At 64.5% G+C, this 14821-nt stretch carries 14 protein-coding genes; 4 read left to right on the top strand and 10 right to left on the bottom strand.

Annotation, left to right across the window (positions count from 1 at the left end):
* Nucleotides 1–297 precede the first annotated feature (297 nt).
* Nucleotides 298–591: an EF-hand domain-containing protein gene (locus ACLB1G_RS06220; RefSeq protein WP_491626325.1), complete on the bottom strand. Its 294-nt coding sequence runs from the start codon at nucleotides 589–591 to the stop codon at nucleotides 298–300.
* 106 nt (nucleotides 592–697) lie between these two features.
* On the bottom strand, nucleotides 698–1117 hold the full coding sequence (locus ACLB1G_RS06225; RefSeq protein WP_491626326.1) for a type II toxin-antitoxin system HicB family antitoxin: 420 nt from the start codon (nucleotides 1115–1117) through the stop codon (nucleotides 698–700).
* Between the two features lie 253 nt (nucleotides 1118–1370).
* On the opposite strand from ACLB1G_RS06225, the gene ACLB1G_RS06230 reads away from it, so the two are divergent.
* The gene (locus tag ACLB1G_RS06230; protein WP_491626327.1) at nucleotides 1371–1784 is read left to right on the top strand and encodes a DUF4019 domain-containing protein; all 414 of its coding nucleotides are present in this window, start codon (nucleotides 1371–1373) and stop codon (nucleotides 1782–1784) included.
* A 35-nt stretch (nucleotides 1785–1819) separates the two neighbouring features.
* On the opposite strand, the gene ACLB1G_RS06235 is transcribed toward ACLB1G_RS06230, so the two are convergent.
* Both ACLB1G_RS06235 and ACLB1G_RS06240 read right to left on the bottom strand, forming a co-directional pair.
* Complete coding sequence (locus ACLB1G_RS06235) at nucleotides 1820–2419, bottom strand: response regulator transcription factor (RefSeq protein ID WP_491626328.1); 600 nt, start codon at nucleotides 2417–2419, stop codon at nucleotides 1820–1822.
* A complete protein-coding gene (locus tag ACLB1G_RS06240) occupies nucleotides 2416–4563 on the bottom strand; it encodes a sensor histidine kinase (protein WP_491626329.1) in 2148 nt (715 codons plus the stop codon). Before ACLB1G_RS06240 ends, ACLB1G_RS06235 begins: the two co-directional genes overlap by 4 nt.
* A 184-nt stretch (nucleotides 4564–4747) precedes the next feature.
* Between ACLB1G_RS06240 and ACLB1G_RS06245 the strand changes: the two genes are divergently transcribed.
* Complete coding sequence (locus ACLB1G_RS06245; RefSeq protein WP_491626330.1) at nucleotides 4748–6085, top strand: MFS transporter; 1338 nt, start codon at nucleotides 4748–4750, stop codon at nucleotides 6083–6085.
* A 46-nt stretch (nucleotides 6086–6131) separates the two neighbouring features.
* Here the strand turns inward: ACLB1G_RS06245 and ACLB1G_RS06250 are convergent, their stop codons facing one another.
* The 3 genes from ACLB1G_RS06250 to ACLB1G_RS06260 all read right to left on the bottom strand — a co-directional run bounded on the left by ACLB1G_RS06250 (nucleotide 6132) and on the right by ACLB1G_RS06260 (nucleotide 9104).
* Nucleotides 6132–6467 carry a hypothetical protein gene (locus ACLB1G_RS06250; RefSeq protein ID WP_491626331.1) on the bottom strand — a complete coding sequence of 112 codons (336 nt, stop codon included), beginning with the start codon at nucleotides 6465–6467 and terminating at the stop codon, nucleotides 6132–6134.
* 97 nt (nucleotides 6468–6564) lie between these two features.
* On the bottom strand, nucleotides 6565–7740 hold the full coding sequence (locus ACLB1G_RS06255; RefSeq protein ID WP_491626332.1) for a trans-sulfuration enzyme family protein: 1176 nt from the start codon (nucleotides 7738–7740) through the stop codon (nucleotides 6565–6567).
* A complete protein-coding gene (locus ACLB1G_RS06260; protein ID WP_491626333.1) occupies nucleotides 7737–9104 on the bottom strand; it encodes a pyridoxal-phosphate dependent enzyme in 1368 nt (455 codons plus the stop codon). Before ACLB1G_RS06260 ends, ACLB1G_RS06255 begins: the two co-directional genes overlap by 4 nt.
* Before the next feature lie 118 nt (nucleotides 9105–9222).
* Between ACLB1G_RS06260 and ACLB1G_RS06265 the strand changes: the two genes are divergently transcribed.
* A complete protein-coding gene (locus tag ACLB1G_RS06265) occupies nucleotides 9223–9783 on the top strand; it encodes a thymidine kinase (protein WP_491626334.1) in 561 nt (186 codons plus the stop codon).
* A 42-nt stretch (nucleotides 9784–9825) separates the two neighbouring features.
* On the opposite strand, the gene ACLB1G_RS06270 is transcribed toward ACLB1G_RS06265, so the two are convergent.
* The 3 genes from ACLB1G_RS06270 to ACLB1G_RS06280 form a co-directional block, all read right to left on the bottom strand.
* Complete coding sequence (locus ACLB1G_RS06270) at nucleotides 9826–10146, bottom strand: hypothetical protein (RefSeq protein WP_491626335.1); 321 nt, start codon at nucleotides 10144–10146, stop codon at nucleotides 9826–9828.
* 95 nt (nucleotides 10147–10241) lie between these two features.
* The gene (locus ACLB1G_RS06275; RefSeq protein ID WP_491626336.1) at nucleotides 10242–11522 is read right to left on the bottom strand and encodes a PepSY-associated TM helix domain-containing protein; all 1281 of its coding nucleotides are present in this window, start codon (nucleotides 11520–11522) and stop codon (nucleotides 10242–10244) included.
* A 106-nt stretch (nucleotides 11523–11628) separates the two neighbouring features.
* The gene (locus ACLB1G_RS06280; RefSeq protein ID WP_491626337.1) at nucleotides 11629–12960 is read right to left on the bottom strand and encodes an MFS transporter; all 1332 of its coding nucleotides are present in this window, start codon (nucleotides 12958–12960) and stop codon (nucleotides 11629–11631) included.
* A 272-nt stretch (nucleotides 12961–13232) separates the two neighbouring features.
* Here ACLB1G_RS06280 and ACLB1G_RS06285 point away from each other — a divergent pair, with 272 nt between their 5' ends.
* A complete protein-coding gene (locus ACLB1G_RS06285; RefSeq protein ID WP_491626338.1) occupies nucleotides 13233–14819 on the top strand; it encodes a methyl-accepting chemotaxis protein in 1587 nt (528 codons plus the stop codon).
* Nucleotides 14820–14821: the final 2 nt, after the last annotated feature.

Genomic DNA, 14821 nt, shown 5'->3' on the forward strand with positions numbered 1-14821 from the left:
TTGCGTCGAAGTTAGGATGCCGTTCCCTACCGGCGATCGGAGGCGGTGGGCAGTCGCGCACCACGGGTCCGGCGGTGCACAGTGACCGTGGTGCGGCGCGTAGCGGCCAGGGAGTCGGAATCGCGATGCAAGGAAGAGGCGTTCGTCCATACTACAGCAAGCGCCACACGCGCTGCATCGTATTTCCGAACCAGGAAAGGACATCCTGATGTGTAAACGCTATGGCTCGTCCATAGGCGAACCAGGCTGCCGGACGGCCGGCAGCCTGTCCGGAGATGGGCTGCGGGAGCGGCTGCCTTACTGCGGTGGCTTGCGCATCTGGGCCATGTAGGCTTCGACCTGGGCCAGGGTGAGGTAGCCGGTGTGCTCGGCGTCGATCTTGTCGAAGGCCTTGGCCAGGCGCGGCATCCCGGCTTCCGCTTCGGCCTTGCTCAGTTTGCCGTCGTGATCCTTGTCGGCGGCGGCGAAGCGCGCTTCCAGCTGCTTTTTCATGTTCTCGGCCTTATCTTCCTGGGCGACAGCAGCCTGGCCGGCCAGCGCGAGGTAGCCTACAGCGGCAAGCGCGACGGCGCGATGGAACCATTGTTTCATGGTGGTCTCCTGATCAACGTAAGGGAGAGGCCAGTATAGGTTGGGATGGGGCCGGGCGGTGTAACGATAAATGTCGAAGTGTATCGAGCGCCAGAACCAGATCCGTTCAAATCAGCGAGATACTCAACCGCTTGCCAAGCGCTTTTGCTGCCTGTTCTACGAACTCGATCTTGGACGAGTGCTTCAAATCAAATAGACGGTCGATTTGTGGAGTATGTACCTTGAGCAAGCGCGCCAGATCGGCTTTACGCATCTTCTGTGCGAACATTTCGTTCCAAATCAGAACTTTCGCGGTGCTTAATGCAGAAAGTGCGACGACAGTGTCTCCGGTATTTTTTTCCGACGGCAAGGGGATCGGGCGGCGTTCGTCAAAATAGACCGACAACGCAGTCTCCAGCGCGTCAGCGGCTTCTAATAATGCATCCGCTTCGTCATTACCTACGGAATGCACTGTCGGGAGATCAGGAAAATCGACGAGATAAGTCCCGTTTGAGTCAGGAGTGAGGATGACGGGATAGTTCAGCATGTTGGGCTCCTCTTTATTTCAGACCGAGATCCTTCTTGATTCTCTGTACCAGCCCGCTACCAATCTTTCTGAGGATACAACAAATATGTTGTGCGGTGGGTCGCCGCCTAAAATAGACTTGATCCTCCGGTTGAGCGAGCGCAAAGTTTCGACAGGCTGTGCCCCGGATTGTGCAGTTCGTCGCAGGCCGGGAGCGGAATGGGGCGGGGAAGGTTATCATTTCGGCATATCGTCACTTCGAGGGGAGATTGCCGTGAAAGTTCTGTCGTCCGCCATGTTGATCGGCGCGCTGCTTGCCAGTTCCGCCGCCTGCGCCCAGAGCGCCGCCGACATCGCAGAGGCCAAGGCCGCCGCCGAGAAGTGGCTCAAGCTGGTCGATGCGGAGGAGTACAGCCTGGCCTACAACAGCAGCGCGGCCGGGGTGCGCGATGGCATGCCGAAGTTCGCGTGGACCACGCTGATCAGCGCCACCCATCTACCGCTGGGCAACATCAAGTCGCGCACGCTGAAGCAGACCACCCCCAAGCCGGGGGGCGCGTCCATCTCCTTCGAGTATGAATCACGCTTCGAAAAAAACGCCAGGGTGAGCGAGTCCGTCACCACCATCCACGAGAAGGATGGCGCCTGGCGCGTCACCGGCTACAACATCAGCGACGAGAAGCGTTAGCCAGGAAATGTCATCGGCAACGGAAATGGGCCTCGTCAGTCCAGCCACGGATGCGCAGCCAGCCAGCGTCCTAGCTCGTTGTCGTTGGCGCATTGCAGTTTGCTGAAGATGTTGGCGCGGTGGGTTTCCACCGAGCGCGGACCGCAGGGCGGCACCAGGATACGGGCGATTTCCTTGTTGGGCTGGCCCAGTCCCACGAGGCGCGCCACTTCGCGCTCCCGCGGTGTCAACTCGGCCCAGAGCCGTAGCGCCTGGGCGCGCGTGCGTGCCATGTCGATGGCTGCCGGTAGTTTGTCCAGCAACTGCTGGGTGTCCGGTTTTTCAACCCAGTCGTAGGCGCCGCGCCGAACCGCTTCCAGGGCCGTTGGAATGTCGCCGTGCGCGGACAGGAACAGGGTCACGAGCGGACTGTGCTCGGCAAGCAGCCGTTCGAACACGGCCAGACCGCTCATCCCTTTCATGCGCAGATCGAGTATCACGCAGCCCGGCTGGCGCATGTTGACAGCGCCGAGGAAGGCCTCGCCGGACCCGAAGGCCTGGACGGCCAGCGCCTGCGGAAACAGCAGCAGCACCAGCGAGCGCCGCAGGGCTTCGTCGTCGTCCACGACGTACAGCGTGAGTGGCATGTCTTTCATGGTGCGATAGGGAGGATGTAGGTGAAGGCGGCGCCGCCGCCGGCGCGGTTTTCCACCGAGATGCAGCCGCCGTGGGCCTCGACGATGGTGCGGCAAATGTTCAGCCCCAGGCCCAAGCCCTCGGGCTTGGTGGTGAAGAACGGGGCGAATACCTGTTCCAGCTGTTCGGGAGGGATGCCCGGCCCCTGGTCGGCGACGGTGATGCTCAGGCCCTCAACGACGCGCCGGCTGGACAACTCGATGCTGCGGGGGCCGGAAGACCGCCGTGGCTGCTCCTGCATGGCCTGCAGGGCGTTGTGGACCAGGTTCACGAGCACCTGCTCGAGCAGGACCCGGTCGCCACGCACCAGCGCGTGAGCGTCCTCCAGGGCCAGCCGCAGGGTGACGCCATCGCGCTGCAATTCGGGCTTCAGCAGCGTCTCCGCGTGGGCGATCACGCTGCCGATCGAGACGATTTCGTAGTGCGCCCGTTGCGGGTTGATGAAGGCGCGTACGTGCTTGACGATTTCGCTGGCGCGCTTGGATTGGCCGACGATGTCGTCGAGCGTGCTGGCGAGCAGTTCGGCGTCGCCCGGCATGGCGGCGCGCGTGGCGAGTGCGCGCGCCGCCACGGCGAAATTCGACAAGGCCATCAGAGGCTGATTGAGTTCGTGCGCCAGCGTGGAAGCCATTTCGCCGACGCTGGCCAGGCGGGCGCTGCGCTGGAGACGAAGTTCCTGGTCGCGCTGGCGGGCTTCGGCCGCCTTCTGCGCGGTGATGTCCACCACGGAACTCATCCAGCCACGGTGCACGCCCTGCGCATCCACCAGCGGGGCCGTATAGACCATCGTGATCACGTCGCGTCCATCCTTGTGCCGGATGCGCGATTCGAAGCCGTGCGGCGCCGCGCGCCCCTGCAAGGCGGCGTCGCTTTCGCGCGCCTGTTTTTCCAGGTCCTGCGGATGCCAGTATGGGTAAGGCGGCCGGCAGCCCAGCAATTCCTCGGCACTGTATCCCACCATGGCGCACAGGGCCGGATTGACATAGATGATGGCGCCTTCGGGGTCGCGGGCGCGCATCCCCACCAGCAGTGAGTCTTCCATCGCCTGGCGGAACGCATGCGCTTCCTGCAGGTCGCGGGTGCGTTCTTCGACCCGGCGTTCCAGTTCGAGGCGGGCCGCGCGCTGTTCGACGAAGCGCTTTTCGCGCAGGCGCCAGTACAGCACGCCCAGCAGCAGCAAGGCGACCGCCAGCGCGCTGAGCGCTAGCGCGGCGTGGCGCGCCTGGATCACCTCCTTCATGTCCGTGGTGACGGTGAGGGTCCAGCCCAGCTCCGGCAACGGCGTATCGAGCGCAAGCAGGTCCATGCTGCGTCCGTTGACCGTGGTATGCAGGACGAAGCCGGGCGTGCCGCCGTCCTCGGTCGCCCACTGCAACACGTCGAAGCGTTCCCGGCTGCCGTACTGGCCATGTTCAGCGACCCAGCGCCGGTCCGTGTCGGGAACCGGGCGGACCGCGTGAAACAGCCATGCGGGCACGGTGCTCAGGAAAATGATGCCGCGGCTGTCCCTGAGCACTACCGGGTCGGCTGCGCGCATCCACGCCGCCTGCAATGGCTCCAGGCTGATCTTGACGACCACGACGCCGAGCACCGCGCCTTTTACCCGCACGGGCTCCGCGATGAACAGACCGGACTGGCCGGTGGTGAGTCCGAGACCATAGAACAATCCGCGCCGGCCCTGCACGGCGTCCTTGAAGTAGGGGCGCTGGCGGTAGGACTGTCCGATGAAGCTGGACGGGGTGCGCCAATTGCTGGCGGCAAGCGTCAATCCTGCCCGGTCCACCAGGTACAGCGCGGTGGCGCCGGTGCTGGTCTGCAGGTCGGCGAAGTAGTCGTTGACGACCGCCTGCAGGGCCGCGTCGCGTGGGGCGCTCAGCAGGTCCTGCACGGCCGGGTGGCGCGCTGCGGCGGACGGCAGGAAGTTGTGCTTTTCCACCAGGCCGCGCAGCCCCAGCGTGTTGGCTGCGGCGGCCTGGCGCAATGCCTCTATCCTGGACTGCAGCTCGTGTTGTTCGGCCCAGTTCCCGGAAAGCGCGATCAGGATCAGCGCGCCGGCGGCAGCGGCGAAACGGCGCCAATGACGTGCTTGCAGCCAGGAGGGCATTGAATTTCTTAATCGACACATTGGCAGACGATAACAGCTCCCTCGCCGGTTTGGAATCCTCCTCCGTAGTTTTACGGAGGAGGGCGTGATGATGTTGCGGATGTGCGCCTTGCCATTGCCTGAGATAGTGGACGCTTCGCAACGGGAGCCATGCGGAGCCCCCGTCAGTTAAAAGGAGACAACAATGAACACCGTTACAACGACAGTGGCCCATGCAGGTACCGCCAGCAGCGATCGGATTTCCGGCAAGCGCCTGCGCGCCATCTTCGTCGGCTCAGCCGGCAACCTCGTCGAGTGGTTCGATTTTTACTGCTATTCGGCCTTCGCGCTGTATTTCGCCAATGCGTTTTTCCCGGCACAGGACCCGACGGCGCAGATGATGTCAACGGCGGGTATCTTCGCCCTTGGCTTTTTCGTACGTCCGCTGGGCGGGGTTTTGTTCGGCCACATAGGCGACCGGCATGGGCGCAAAACCGCCCTCATGGCTTCCGTCCTGCTCATGTGCTTCGGTTCCCTGCTGATAGCCTGCGCGCCGACCTATGCAACTGCCGGTATTCTTTCGCCCAGCCTGCTGCTGCTGGCGCGCCTGTTGCAGGGCCTCAGTCTGGGCGGCGAATACGGCGCCAGCGCCACTTATTTAGCGGAAATGGCTGAATCGAAGCACCGGGGCTTCTACACGAGCTTCCAGTACGTCACGATGATTGGCGGCCAGCTGTTGGCCTTGCTTCTTTTGCTCCTGCTGCAGAAATTCCTCCTCGACGCCGACCAACTGCGCGCCTGGGGCTGGCGCATTCCATTCGTCACGGGCGCGGTCCTCGCCGTGCTGGCCCTGCGCATGCGCCACAACATGCCGGAGACGCAGTCGTTCGAGACGGCGCGCAAGAAAGCCGCTGCCATGGGCGGGCTGAAGCAGCTGGCCCGGCATCCGAAAGAGGTCATGCTGGTGGTCGGCCTGACCATGGGCGGCACCCTGGCCTTCTATGTCTATACTACCTACATGCAGAAATTCCTGCGCCTGTCCGTCGGGCTTACCGACGGCCAGACCACCGCCGTTTCGGCCGCGTCGCTGCTGTTCGCGATGTGCCTGCAGCCCATCTACGGCGCATTGTCGGACCGGATCGGGCGCCGCCCTTTGCTGCTGAGCTTTGCGCTGCTTGGCACGCTGTTTACCGTGCCGCTGCTGACCGCCATCCGTAATGCCAGCGGTCCCTGGGAGGCATTCGCCCTGATCGCCTGTGCCTGGATCATCGTGTCCGGCTACACCTCGATCAATGCGCTGGTCAAGGCCGAGCTGTTCCCCGCCACCATCCGGGCCACCGGCGTCGGCGTGCCGTATGCGTTCGCCGTGTCGGTTTTCGGCGGAACGGCCGAGTATCTGGCGCTGTGGTTCAAGTCGATCCACATGGAAAGCGGTTTCTACTGGTACGCCACCGCAGTGATGGCCTGCACCCTTCTTGTCTGCCTCTGTATGCGCGATACCGCAGCACGATCGAAGATCGATGCTGAAACCCAGACGCGATAATATTTATCGATAGAAACTTGGACGTCCCATCGCGCACACTGCGGTGCTAGAACCACTGCAGGTTGTGCACATGGTTGTTGCGGATGTTGCCATCCTTGTGGCGCACCCGTTCATAGCCGGGATTGGGCAGGTGGGCCTCGGCCACCAGTACGTGCACCGGGAATTCGCCGGTGCGGGTGCCGGCGCGCAGGCGCACCAGCAAGCCTTCGGCCGTGGTGCGCGGACGCAGGCAGCTGACCTTGCCCTTGCGCGTGGCCATCACGCGGCCGTCCTTGGACACCGAATAGTAGTCGCTGCCGACCACGGGCCTGGTCCCGGCCACCAGCAGCGAGTAGATGAAGCCGGCCACCAGGACGCCGGCCACCAGCAGCAGTATTTCCATATCCTTTGCAGTCAAATTGCACAGGATTGCGATGGTAGCAAAGATGTCCAGCAGCCGGAACGTGGAAAAGAGGGCGTTTTAGGCGCTTTAGGGGCGTTTATATCGCATCGAGCGCGTTGCGCAGGTCGCGCCGCAAGTCCTCCACGTCTTCTATGCCCACCGACAGCCGTACCAGGCCATCGCCTATGCCCAGCCGCGCGCGTTGTTGCGCCGGAATGCTGGCGTGGGTCATCAGGGCCGGATGCTCGATCAGGCTTTCCACCCCGCCCAGGCTTTCGGCCAGGGCGAACACCTCGCAGCGCTCCAGGAAGCGGCGCGCCCCGGCCAGGTCGGTAGCCAGGTCGATGGAGATGATGCCGCCAAAGCCATGCATCTGGCGCCTGGCCAATGCGTGCTGCGGATGCGTCTCCAGGCCGGGATAGCAGACGGTGCGCACTTCCGGCTGCCGCGCCAGCCAGCGCGCCAGTTCCAGGGCGCTGGCGCTATGCCGTTCCATGCGGATGGCCAGGGTCTTGATGCCGCGCAGCGCCAAAAAGCTGTCGAACGGACCGGCGATGGCGCCCACCGAATTCTGCAAAAAGCCCAGCTGATCGCGCCAGGCCTGCTGGCGCGGTTCGCCCGCCACCACGGCGATGCCGCCTATGATGTCCGAGTGTCCGTTCAGGTACTTGGTCATGGAGTGCACGACGATGTCGAAACCGTGTTCCAGCGGGCGCTGCACCAGCGGGCTGGCAAAGGTGTTGTCGGCCACGGCAATGATGTTGCGCTCGCGGCAGATGGCCGCGATGGCCTGCAGGTCGGCCAGCTTGAGCATGGGATTGGTGGGCGTCTCCACCCACACCATGCGCGTCTCGGGACGCAGCGCGGCCAGCAGGTTGGCCGGGTCGGTCAGGTCGGCGTAGCTGAACTGGTGGCCGGCGCTGCGCCGCCGCACCCGCTCGAACAGCCGGTAGGTGCCGCCGTACATATCGTCGCCGGCCACGATGTGGCAGCCGGCATCGAGCAGTTCCAGCACGGTGGAGATGGCCGCCAGCCCGGAGGCGAAGGCATAGGCCTGGGCGCCGCTTTCCAGGTCGGCCACGCAGCGCTCCAGCGCCCAGCGGGTGGGGTTGTGCGAGCGGCCGTAGTCCAGCCCCTTGTGCACGCCGGGACTGTCCTGCACGAAGGTGGAGGTGGCGTAAATGGGCGGCATGATGGCGCCGGTGGAAGGATCGGGGGCCTGGCCCGCGTGGATCACGCGGGTGGCCAGCCGGTGCCTGGTATGGTCGGTCACGATAGCGTCCTGCGCAAGTGGTTGAGAAGGTCGAAGCGGGTGATCAGGCCGTAGAAGGTGGGGCCGTCGGCCACCACGGCGGTCAGGCCGCTGTCCAGGGTGTTGCGCAGGGCTTGCATGCCGGCCTGGGGGTGCAGGGTTTCCAGCCGCGCGGTCATGGTGGCGCCGACCAGGCCGGTGAACTGGCTGGCGTCGTGCTCCACCTTGAGCAGCAGGTCGGACTCGTCGATGATGCCGACCAGCTTGCCGTGGTCCAGCACCGGCAGCTGGGCCAGGTCGGCGCTGCGCATGCGGTTGAAGGCCACCAGCAGGCTGTCCTCGGGCGAGACGCTGACCACCTCGTTCTCGTCGTAGGGGCGGCCGATCAGGTCGCGCAAGTCGTTGCTGCGCGGGCGCGGCAGCAGGCCCTGGTCGTGCATCCAGCCGTCGTTGTAGACCTTGGACAGGTAGCGGGTGCCGGTGTCGCACACGAAGGTGACCACTTTTTTCGGCGTGGTTTGCGCCTGGCAGTACTTGAGGGCGGCGGCCAGCAGGGTGCCGGTGGACGAGCCGCCCAGGATGCCCTCGGCGCGCAGCAACTGGCGGGCGCTGTCGAAGCTTTCCTGGTCGGTGATGGTGTAGGCGCGCCGCACGCCGGACAGGTCGGCAATGGCGGGCACGAAGTCCTCGCCTATGCCTTCCACCGCCCAGGAACCGCTGACTTCGCTGAGCTTGCCGGTGTTGATGTACTCGGCCAGGATGGAGCCGGCCGGGTCGGCCAGCACGAATTCGGTCCGGGGCGACACCTCGCGGAAGTAGCGCGTCAGCCCGGTCAGGGTGCCGGACGAGCCGACGCCTACCACGATGGCGTCCACTGCGTGGCCGCTCTGTTCCCAGATTTCCGGGCCGGTGGTGGTCTGGTGCGCCAGCGGGTTGGCCGGGTTGTTGAACTGGTCGGCGAAGAAGGCGCCCGGGATCTCGGCCGCCAGCCGGGCCGCAACATCCTGGTAGTACTCGGGATGGCCCTTGCCGACGTCGGAGCGGGTGGTGCGCACTTCCGCGCCCAGGGCTTTGAGGTGCAGGACTTTTTCGGTCGACATCTTGTCCGGCACCACCAGCAGCACGCGGTAGCCTTTCAGGCGGCCGACCAGCGCCAGGCCCAGGCCGGTGTTGCCGGCGGTGGCTTCGATGATGGTGCCGCCCGGCTGCAAACGGCCATCCTGCTCGGCGGCTTCGATGATGGACAAGCCGATGCGGTCCTTGATCGAGCCGCCCGGGTTTTGCGATTCCAGCTTGAGGAATAGTTGGCAAGGCCCGGTATCGAGGCGGGTGACTTCGACCAGGGGCGTGTTGCCGATCAGTGTGAACAATGCGGGGGTAGGCATATCTGACTCCGGCGGTTGACGGAACAGCCAGTATGCACTTTTTCGCGGGACCGGGTTTATAATCGCGCACCATATTGTAGCTGGGTCAACCGGCTGTCCTCATACCAGGAAGGCTGCAGTGGCAAAACTTTATTTCCGATACTCTGCGATGAACGCAGGCAAGTCCACCGCCATGCTGCAGGTGGCCCACAATTATGAGGAGCAGGGCCAGGCGGTACGCCTGTTCACGGCCGCCATCGACGACCGCTACGGGGTGGGCAAGGTGACGTCGCGCCTGGGGCCGCAGCGCGAGACCGAGGTGTTCGACGCCGCCACCAACTTCCTCGACATCATCGACCAGAAAATCGCCTGCCTGCTGATCGACGAGGCGCAGTTCCTGACCACGGCCCAGGTGCAGCAGCTGCACCAGCTGGCCCAGGTGCGCGGCATCCCGGTCATCAGCTATGGCTTGCGCACCGACTTTCGCGGCGAGCCTTTCCCCGGCTCGGCCTACCTGCTGGCGCTGGCCGACGATATCGAGGAATTGAAGAACATCTGCACCTGCGGCAAGAAAGCCACGATGAATATCCGCGTGGATGAGGAGGGCAAGCGCATCCAGGAAGGCGAACAGATCAGCATAGGCGGCAACGAAAGCTACCGCCAGGCTTGCGGCCGCTGCTTCTACACCGGCCGCCACTAGCCCGGACTAAGGCGATGCCGCCCTGGGGCGGCATCAAGTGCGCTATTGTTTGCTGTCACGGTCCGCGTCACGTGCCCGTTCGGCGTCCTCCCTGACGCGTTTGAGCAGGGCGTCGGTCTCGGCGATTTGCCGTTTGACCTCGGCTTGTGCCTGCGTCATGTTTCTGCCCGACTCCAGCGAGGCCACCATGCCGGACAGCAGGGTTGCATTGAAGGTCGCCACCGCCAGGATGGAGCTGATGGCGGTGATGATAGTCGTGATCTTGAGGTTCCGGATGTCCGCCTGTATCTGGACACCGGTTTGCAGGATGGCGGCAAAGCGGGCGTCGAAGCGCGCTTCGGCCCTTTGGATCTTGGCGTCCATCTCTGCGCGGGAGGGATTATTCATGGCGTCGGGAGTACTGTTCGTCCTGAAAAGAGAACAATACTCCTGAACGAGGCGGCGCGTATTGTACAGTGTCAGGCCGCCACCTCGTCGCCCAGTGACGCTGGCTGCTGGGCACGCCGTGCGGCGGTCGCCACGCGCGAGGCGCGCTTGCGCCACCAGATGATGACGCCGGTCACGCTCAGCATGGCCACCACCACCCCCATGAAGGAAATCAGTATCCGCCCCGGCAGGCCCAGGATGCGGCCCGAGTGCAGCGGGAACTGGGCTTGCACGAAGATGTCGGCCGCCGTACCTTTCCACGGCTGGCGGTCGCCCAGCAGGCGGCCGTCCACGCCGTCGTAGTACAGCACGGCCGGGCCGACCCCGCCCGAACCATGGTCGTCGCCCGGCTGGAAGAAGCTGGCGCCATAGATGCCCCAGGCGTCGGCGTAGAACACGCTGCCCACCGGTTCGTTCCAGCCGCGCTGGCGCGCCTCGGCGCCGGCGTGGGCAATGATGTCGGCGTACGCCACCTTGGGTTCGATCGGATGGTGGGCGTCGTGCGGCGCTCGGGTGTCGAACGGCGAGGGCGTTACCTTGGACACCTTCTGGATCAGTGGGAAGAAGATTTCACTGTACAGGTTGAGCGAGAAGGCGGTGAACGACAGCACCAGCAGCAAGCCCCAGGTCCACAGGCTGAAGGCGCGGTGCAGGTCGAAGTTGAGCTTGTTGCTGCCGCCCGTCCAGCGCACCTTCCAGGCCGGCTGCCAGCGCTGCCACCACGACTTGCCTGCCGGGACCGTCTTGCCGGCGGCGGCGCGGCGCCGTACCGGCAAGGTCAGGTAAAAACCGACGAAGCTGTCCACCACCCAGATCATGGCGATGCCGCCCATCAGCCAGATGCCCCAGCGGTCTATGCCCCACATCTCGGGGATGTGCAGGGTGTAGTGCAGGCGGTACAGGAAGGAGACCAGGGTTTCCTTGGTGATGGGCCAGACCGCGCCCCATTCGCGCTTGCCCAGTTCGGCGCCGCTGACAGGGTCGACAAACACCTGGTTGAAGCCCAGCCGGGCCGCCTTGCCGGTGGCGGGATCGACGCGCGGGCTCACGCCCAGGGCCAGCGATGCGCCTGGTTCCGGCTGCAGGGTGACGAAAGTGACGCGCGCCAGCGGATAGCGGGCCTCGACCTGGCGCGCCAGCTCCAGTGAGGATTGTGGCGCGCCCGTGGCGCTCGCGTGCATCAGGTGCGGGTTGAGCACATCGTCCAGCTCGTGATCCCAGGAGATGATGGCGCCGGTGACCCCGCTGATGAACAAAAACGCGGCGGTCAGCAGGCCGGCGTAGCGGTGTACCAGGGTCCAGAAGGCGCGCACGATGGAGCTCTATCCTATGAATCAAATGAGAATATGAATGATAACCATTATCATTTGAATGTCAATGAAAACCGCGAAAAATCGCGGTTTTCCGGCAGCGGCCAGCCTAGCGCGTGACCGGCTTGCTGAACTCGAAGCGCTGGATCGGACCGACCAGCACCAGGTAGGACAGCACCGCCACCGCCGCATTGGCGCCCACGAACACCAGGGCCCCGGCGAAGGACCCGGTGGCTTCCAGGATGTAGCCGATCACGATGGGGGTGGTGATGCCGGCCGTGTTGCCGAAGGTGTTGAACAGTGCGCCGCTCAGGCCGCCGGCTTCCTTGGGCGAGGTGTCCGCCACCACGGCCCAGCCCAGCGCGCCCACGCCCTTGCCGAAGAAGGCCAGCGACATCACCATCACCACCACCCAGTCGGCTTCCACGTAGTTGCACACGATCATGCTCATGGACAGCAGCAGGCCGCCCACGATGGGGGTCTTGCGCGCCACCGACAGCGAACGGCCCGACTTGATCAGCACGTCGGAAATCACGCCGCCCAGCACACCGCCCAGGAAGCCGGCGATGGCCGGCAGCGCGGCCACGAAGCCCGCCTTCAGGATGCTCATGTGGCGTTCCTGCACCAGGTAGATGGGGAACCAGGTCAGGAAGAAGTAGGTCAGGGTGTTGATGCAGTACTGGCCGATATATACGCCCAGCAGCATGCGGTTGCCCAACAGCTGGCGGATGGCCGACCAGGTGTCGAACTTGACGGCGGTGGCCGCCTTGCCCTGGCTTTCCAGGTCGACCAGGGCGCCGCCAGCCTGGATGTACGCCAGTTCGGCGGCGTTGATCAGCGGATGCTCCTTGGGACCGTACACGGTGCGCAGCCAGATGAAGGACATGAGCACGCCCAGGCCGCCCATCACGTAGAACACGCTTTGCCAGCCCAGCGCGTGCACCAGCCAGCCCATGAGGGGGGCGAACAGCACGGTGGCGAAGTATTGCGCCGAATTGAAGATGGCGGCCGCCGTGCCGCGCTCGGCAGTGGGGAACCAGGCCGAGGCCAGGCGGCTGTTGCCGGGGAAGGAGGGGGCCTCGGCAGCGCCTATCATCAGGCGCAGCGCAAACAGCACGGCCAGCGCGGTGGCGCCGGCAAAGAAGCCGACCGTGCCCATCAGCATGGTGAACACCGACCACAGGAAGATGCTGAAGAAATACGTGATCTTGGAGCCGAAGCGGTCCAGCAGCCAGCCGCCCGGCAATTGCGCCAGCACGTAGGACCAGGCGAAGGCCGACAGCACGAAGCCCAGTTGTACCGGACTCAGGCCCAGCACTTTCTTCAATTCCGGACCGGCAATGGCGATGGTGGCGCGGTCGGCGTAATTGATGGTGGTGACGATGAACAGGATCGCCAGGATCAGCCAGCGCACACGGCTGGCTTTTTGCTGCGTGGTCATGCGGGTCTCCTTCTGAACACTGTGTTGCGCGTATCGTAGCCGAGATGTACGTTGTCATACAACTAGATATACTACTTAGGCATATCCCTCATTCAGCCTATTCCCAGAATCGCCCTGAGAAAAAAATCAAGGCCTTGTAGCGCAAAAAATGACTTTTGGCAACTTTACAACACATGGTTGTATGACAACGGCTATATCATTGCATTTAGGAAATTACAAAACTAGAATCCCTGAAACCGTTTGCTCTGAGCGGTTGTCACAGGAGAACACGTATGTTGGGAAGGTGGGGAATAGGTAGGCGGCTGGGACTGGGGTTTGCCCTGATATTGCTGTTTTCGATGGTCATTACCGCCATCAGCGTGTGGCGCCTGAACGAGGTGGCCGCCGCCACCCGCGAGATGATGCAGCTGCCGCTGGCCAAGGAACGCCTGATTTCGGACTGGTACGGCAAGATCGACAGCGGCATACGCCGCACCACGGCCATCGCCAAGAGCAGCGACCTGAGCCTGGGCGCCTATTTCAAGGAGGAGGCGGCCGCGTCGTCCAAGGCGTCGGGCGAAATCCAGAAACAGCTGGAAACCATGCTGGACGGCGAGGCCGAGCAGCGCCTGTTCGCCCAGATAGGGGAGCAGCGAAAAGTGTACCTGTCCTCGCGCGACGAAATCATCAAGCTCAAACAGGCTGGCCGGCCGGAGGAGGCTGAACGCGTGTTCGCCCAGGTGTTCCTGCCGGGCACGGCGCAGTACCAGAAGCTGGTGCTGGACCTGGTGCGCATGCAGCGCGAGGCCATCGACGCCACCGCGCGCGAAGTCGAGCATCTGGCCCAGACCGCAGCCACCCTGGTGACCGTGCTGGCGCTGCTGTCGCTGGCGCTGGGCGCGGTATCGGCCTGGCTGCTGACCACCAGCATCACGCGGCCCCTGAAGGCGGCGGTCGAAGCGACCCGGCGTGTGGCCGGCGGCGACCTCACCGGCGCCATCGAGGTTCATTCCGGCGACGAATGCGGCCAGCTGCTGGCCGCGCTCAAGGACATGAATGCCAGCCTGCTGACCATCGTCAGCGAGGTGCGCGGCGGTACGGATCACATCGCCACCTCGTCGGCCGAGATCGCAGCCGGCAACCAGGACCTGTCGGTGCGCACCGAGCAGCAGGCCAGTTCGCTGGAAGAAACGGCGTCCTCCATGGAGGAACTGACCGCCACCGTGCGCCACAACGCCGACAACGCTCGCCAGGCCAACCAGCTGGCGGCCGCCGCGGCCGAGCTGGCGCGCAAGGGCGGCGACGTGGTGGCGCGGGTGGAAGCCACCATGCAAGCCATCCATGTCTCCTCGGGCCGGATGGCGGACATCATCGCGGTGATCGACGGCATCGCCTTCCAGACCAATATCCTGGCCCTGAACGCGGCGGTGGAGGCGGCCCGGGCCGGTGAACAGGGCCGTGGCTTTGCCGTGGTGGCGGGCGAGGTGCGCAACCTGGCCCAGCGCAGTGCCTCGGCGGCCAAGGAAATCAGCGCGCTGATCGTCGACTCGGTGGCGCAAGTGGACGAGGGCAACAAGCTGGTCGAGACCGCCGGTTCTGCCATGCGCGATATCGTGGCCGGCGTACAGCGCGTGAATGGCATCATTGCCGAGATCACCCACGCCACCGGCGAACAGAGCGCCGGGCTGGATGAGGTTAACACTGCGGTGGGCCAGCTGGACCAGGTGACGCAGCAGAACGCGGCCCTGGTGGAGCAGGCGGCGGCCGCCGCCGAGTCCATGCAAGCGCAGGCGGCGCGGCTGGCGCAGGCGGTCAGCGTGTTCAGGATAGGTGCGGAGCCGACTGCCGCCCTGCCGCCGTCGCGCAGGCTGGCCGCCTGAGC

The organism is Duganella kummerowiae (assembly GCF_053572355.1).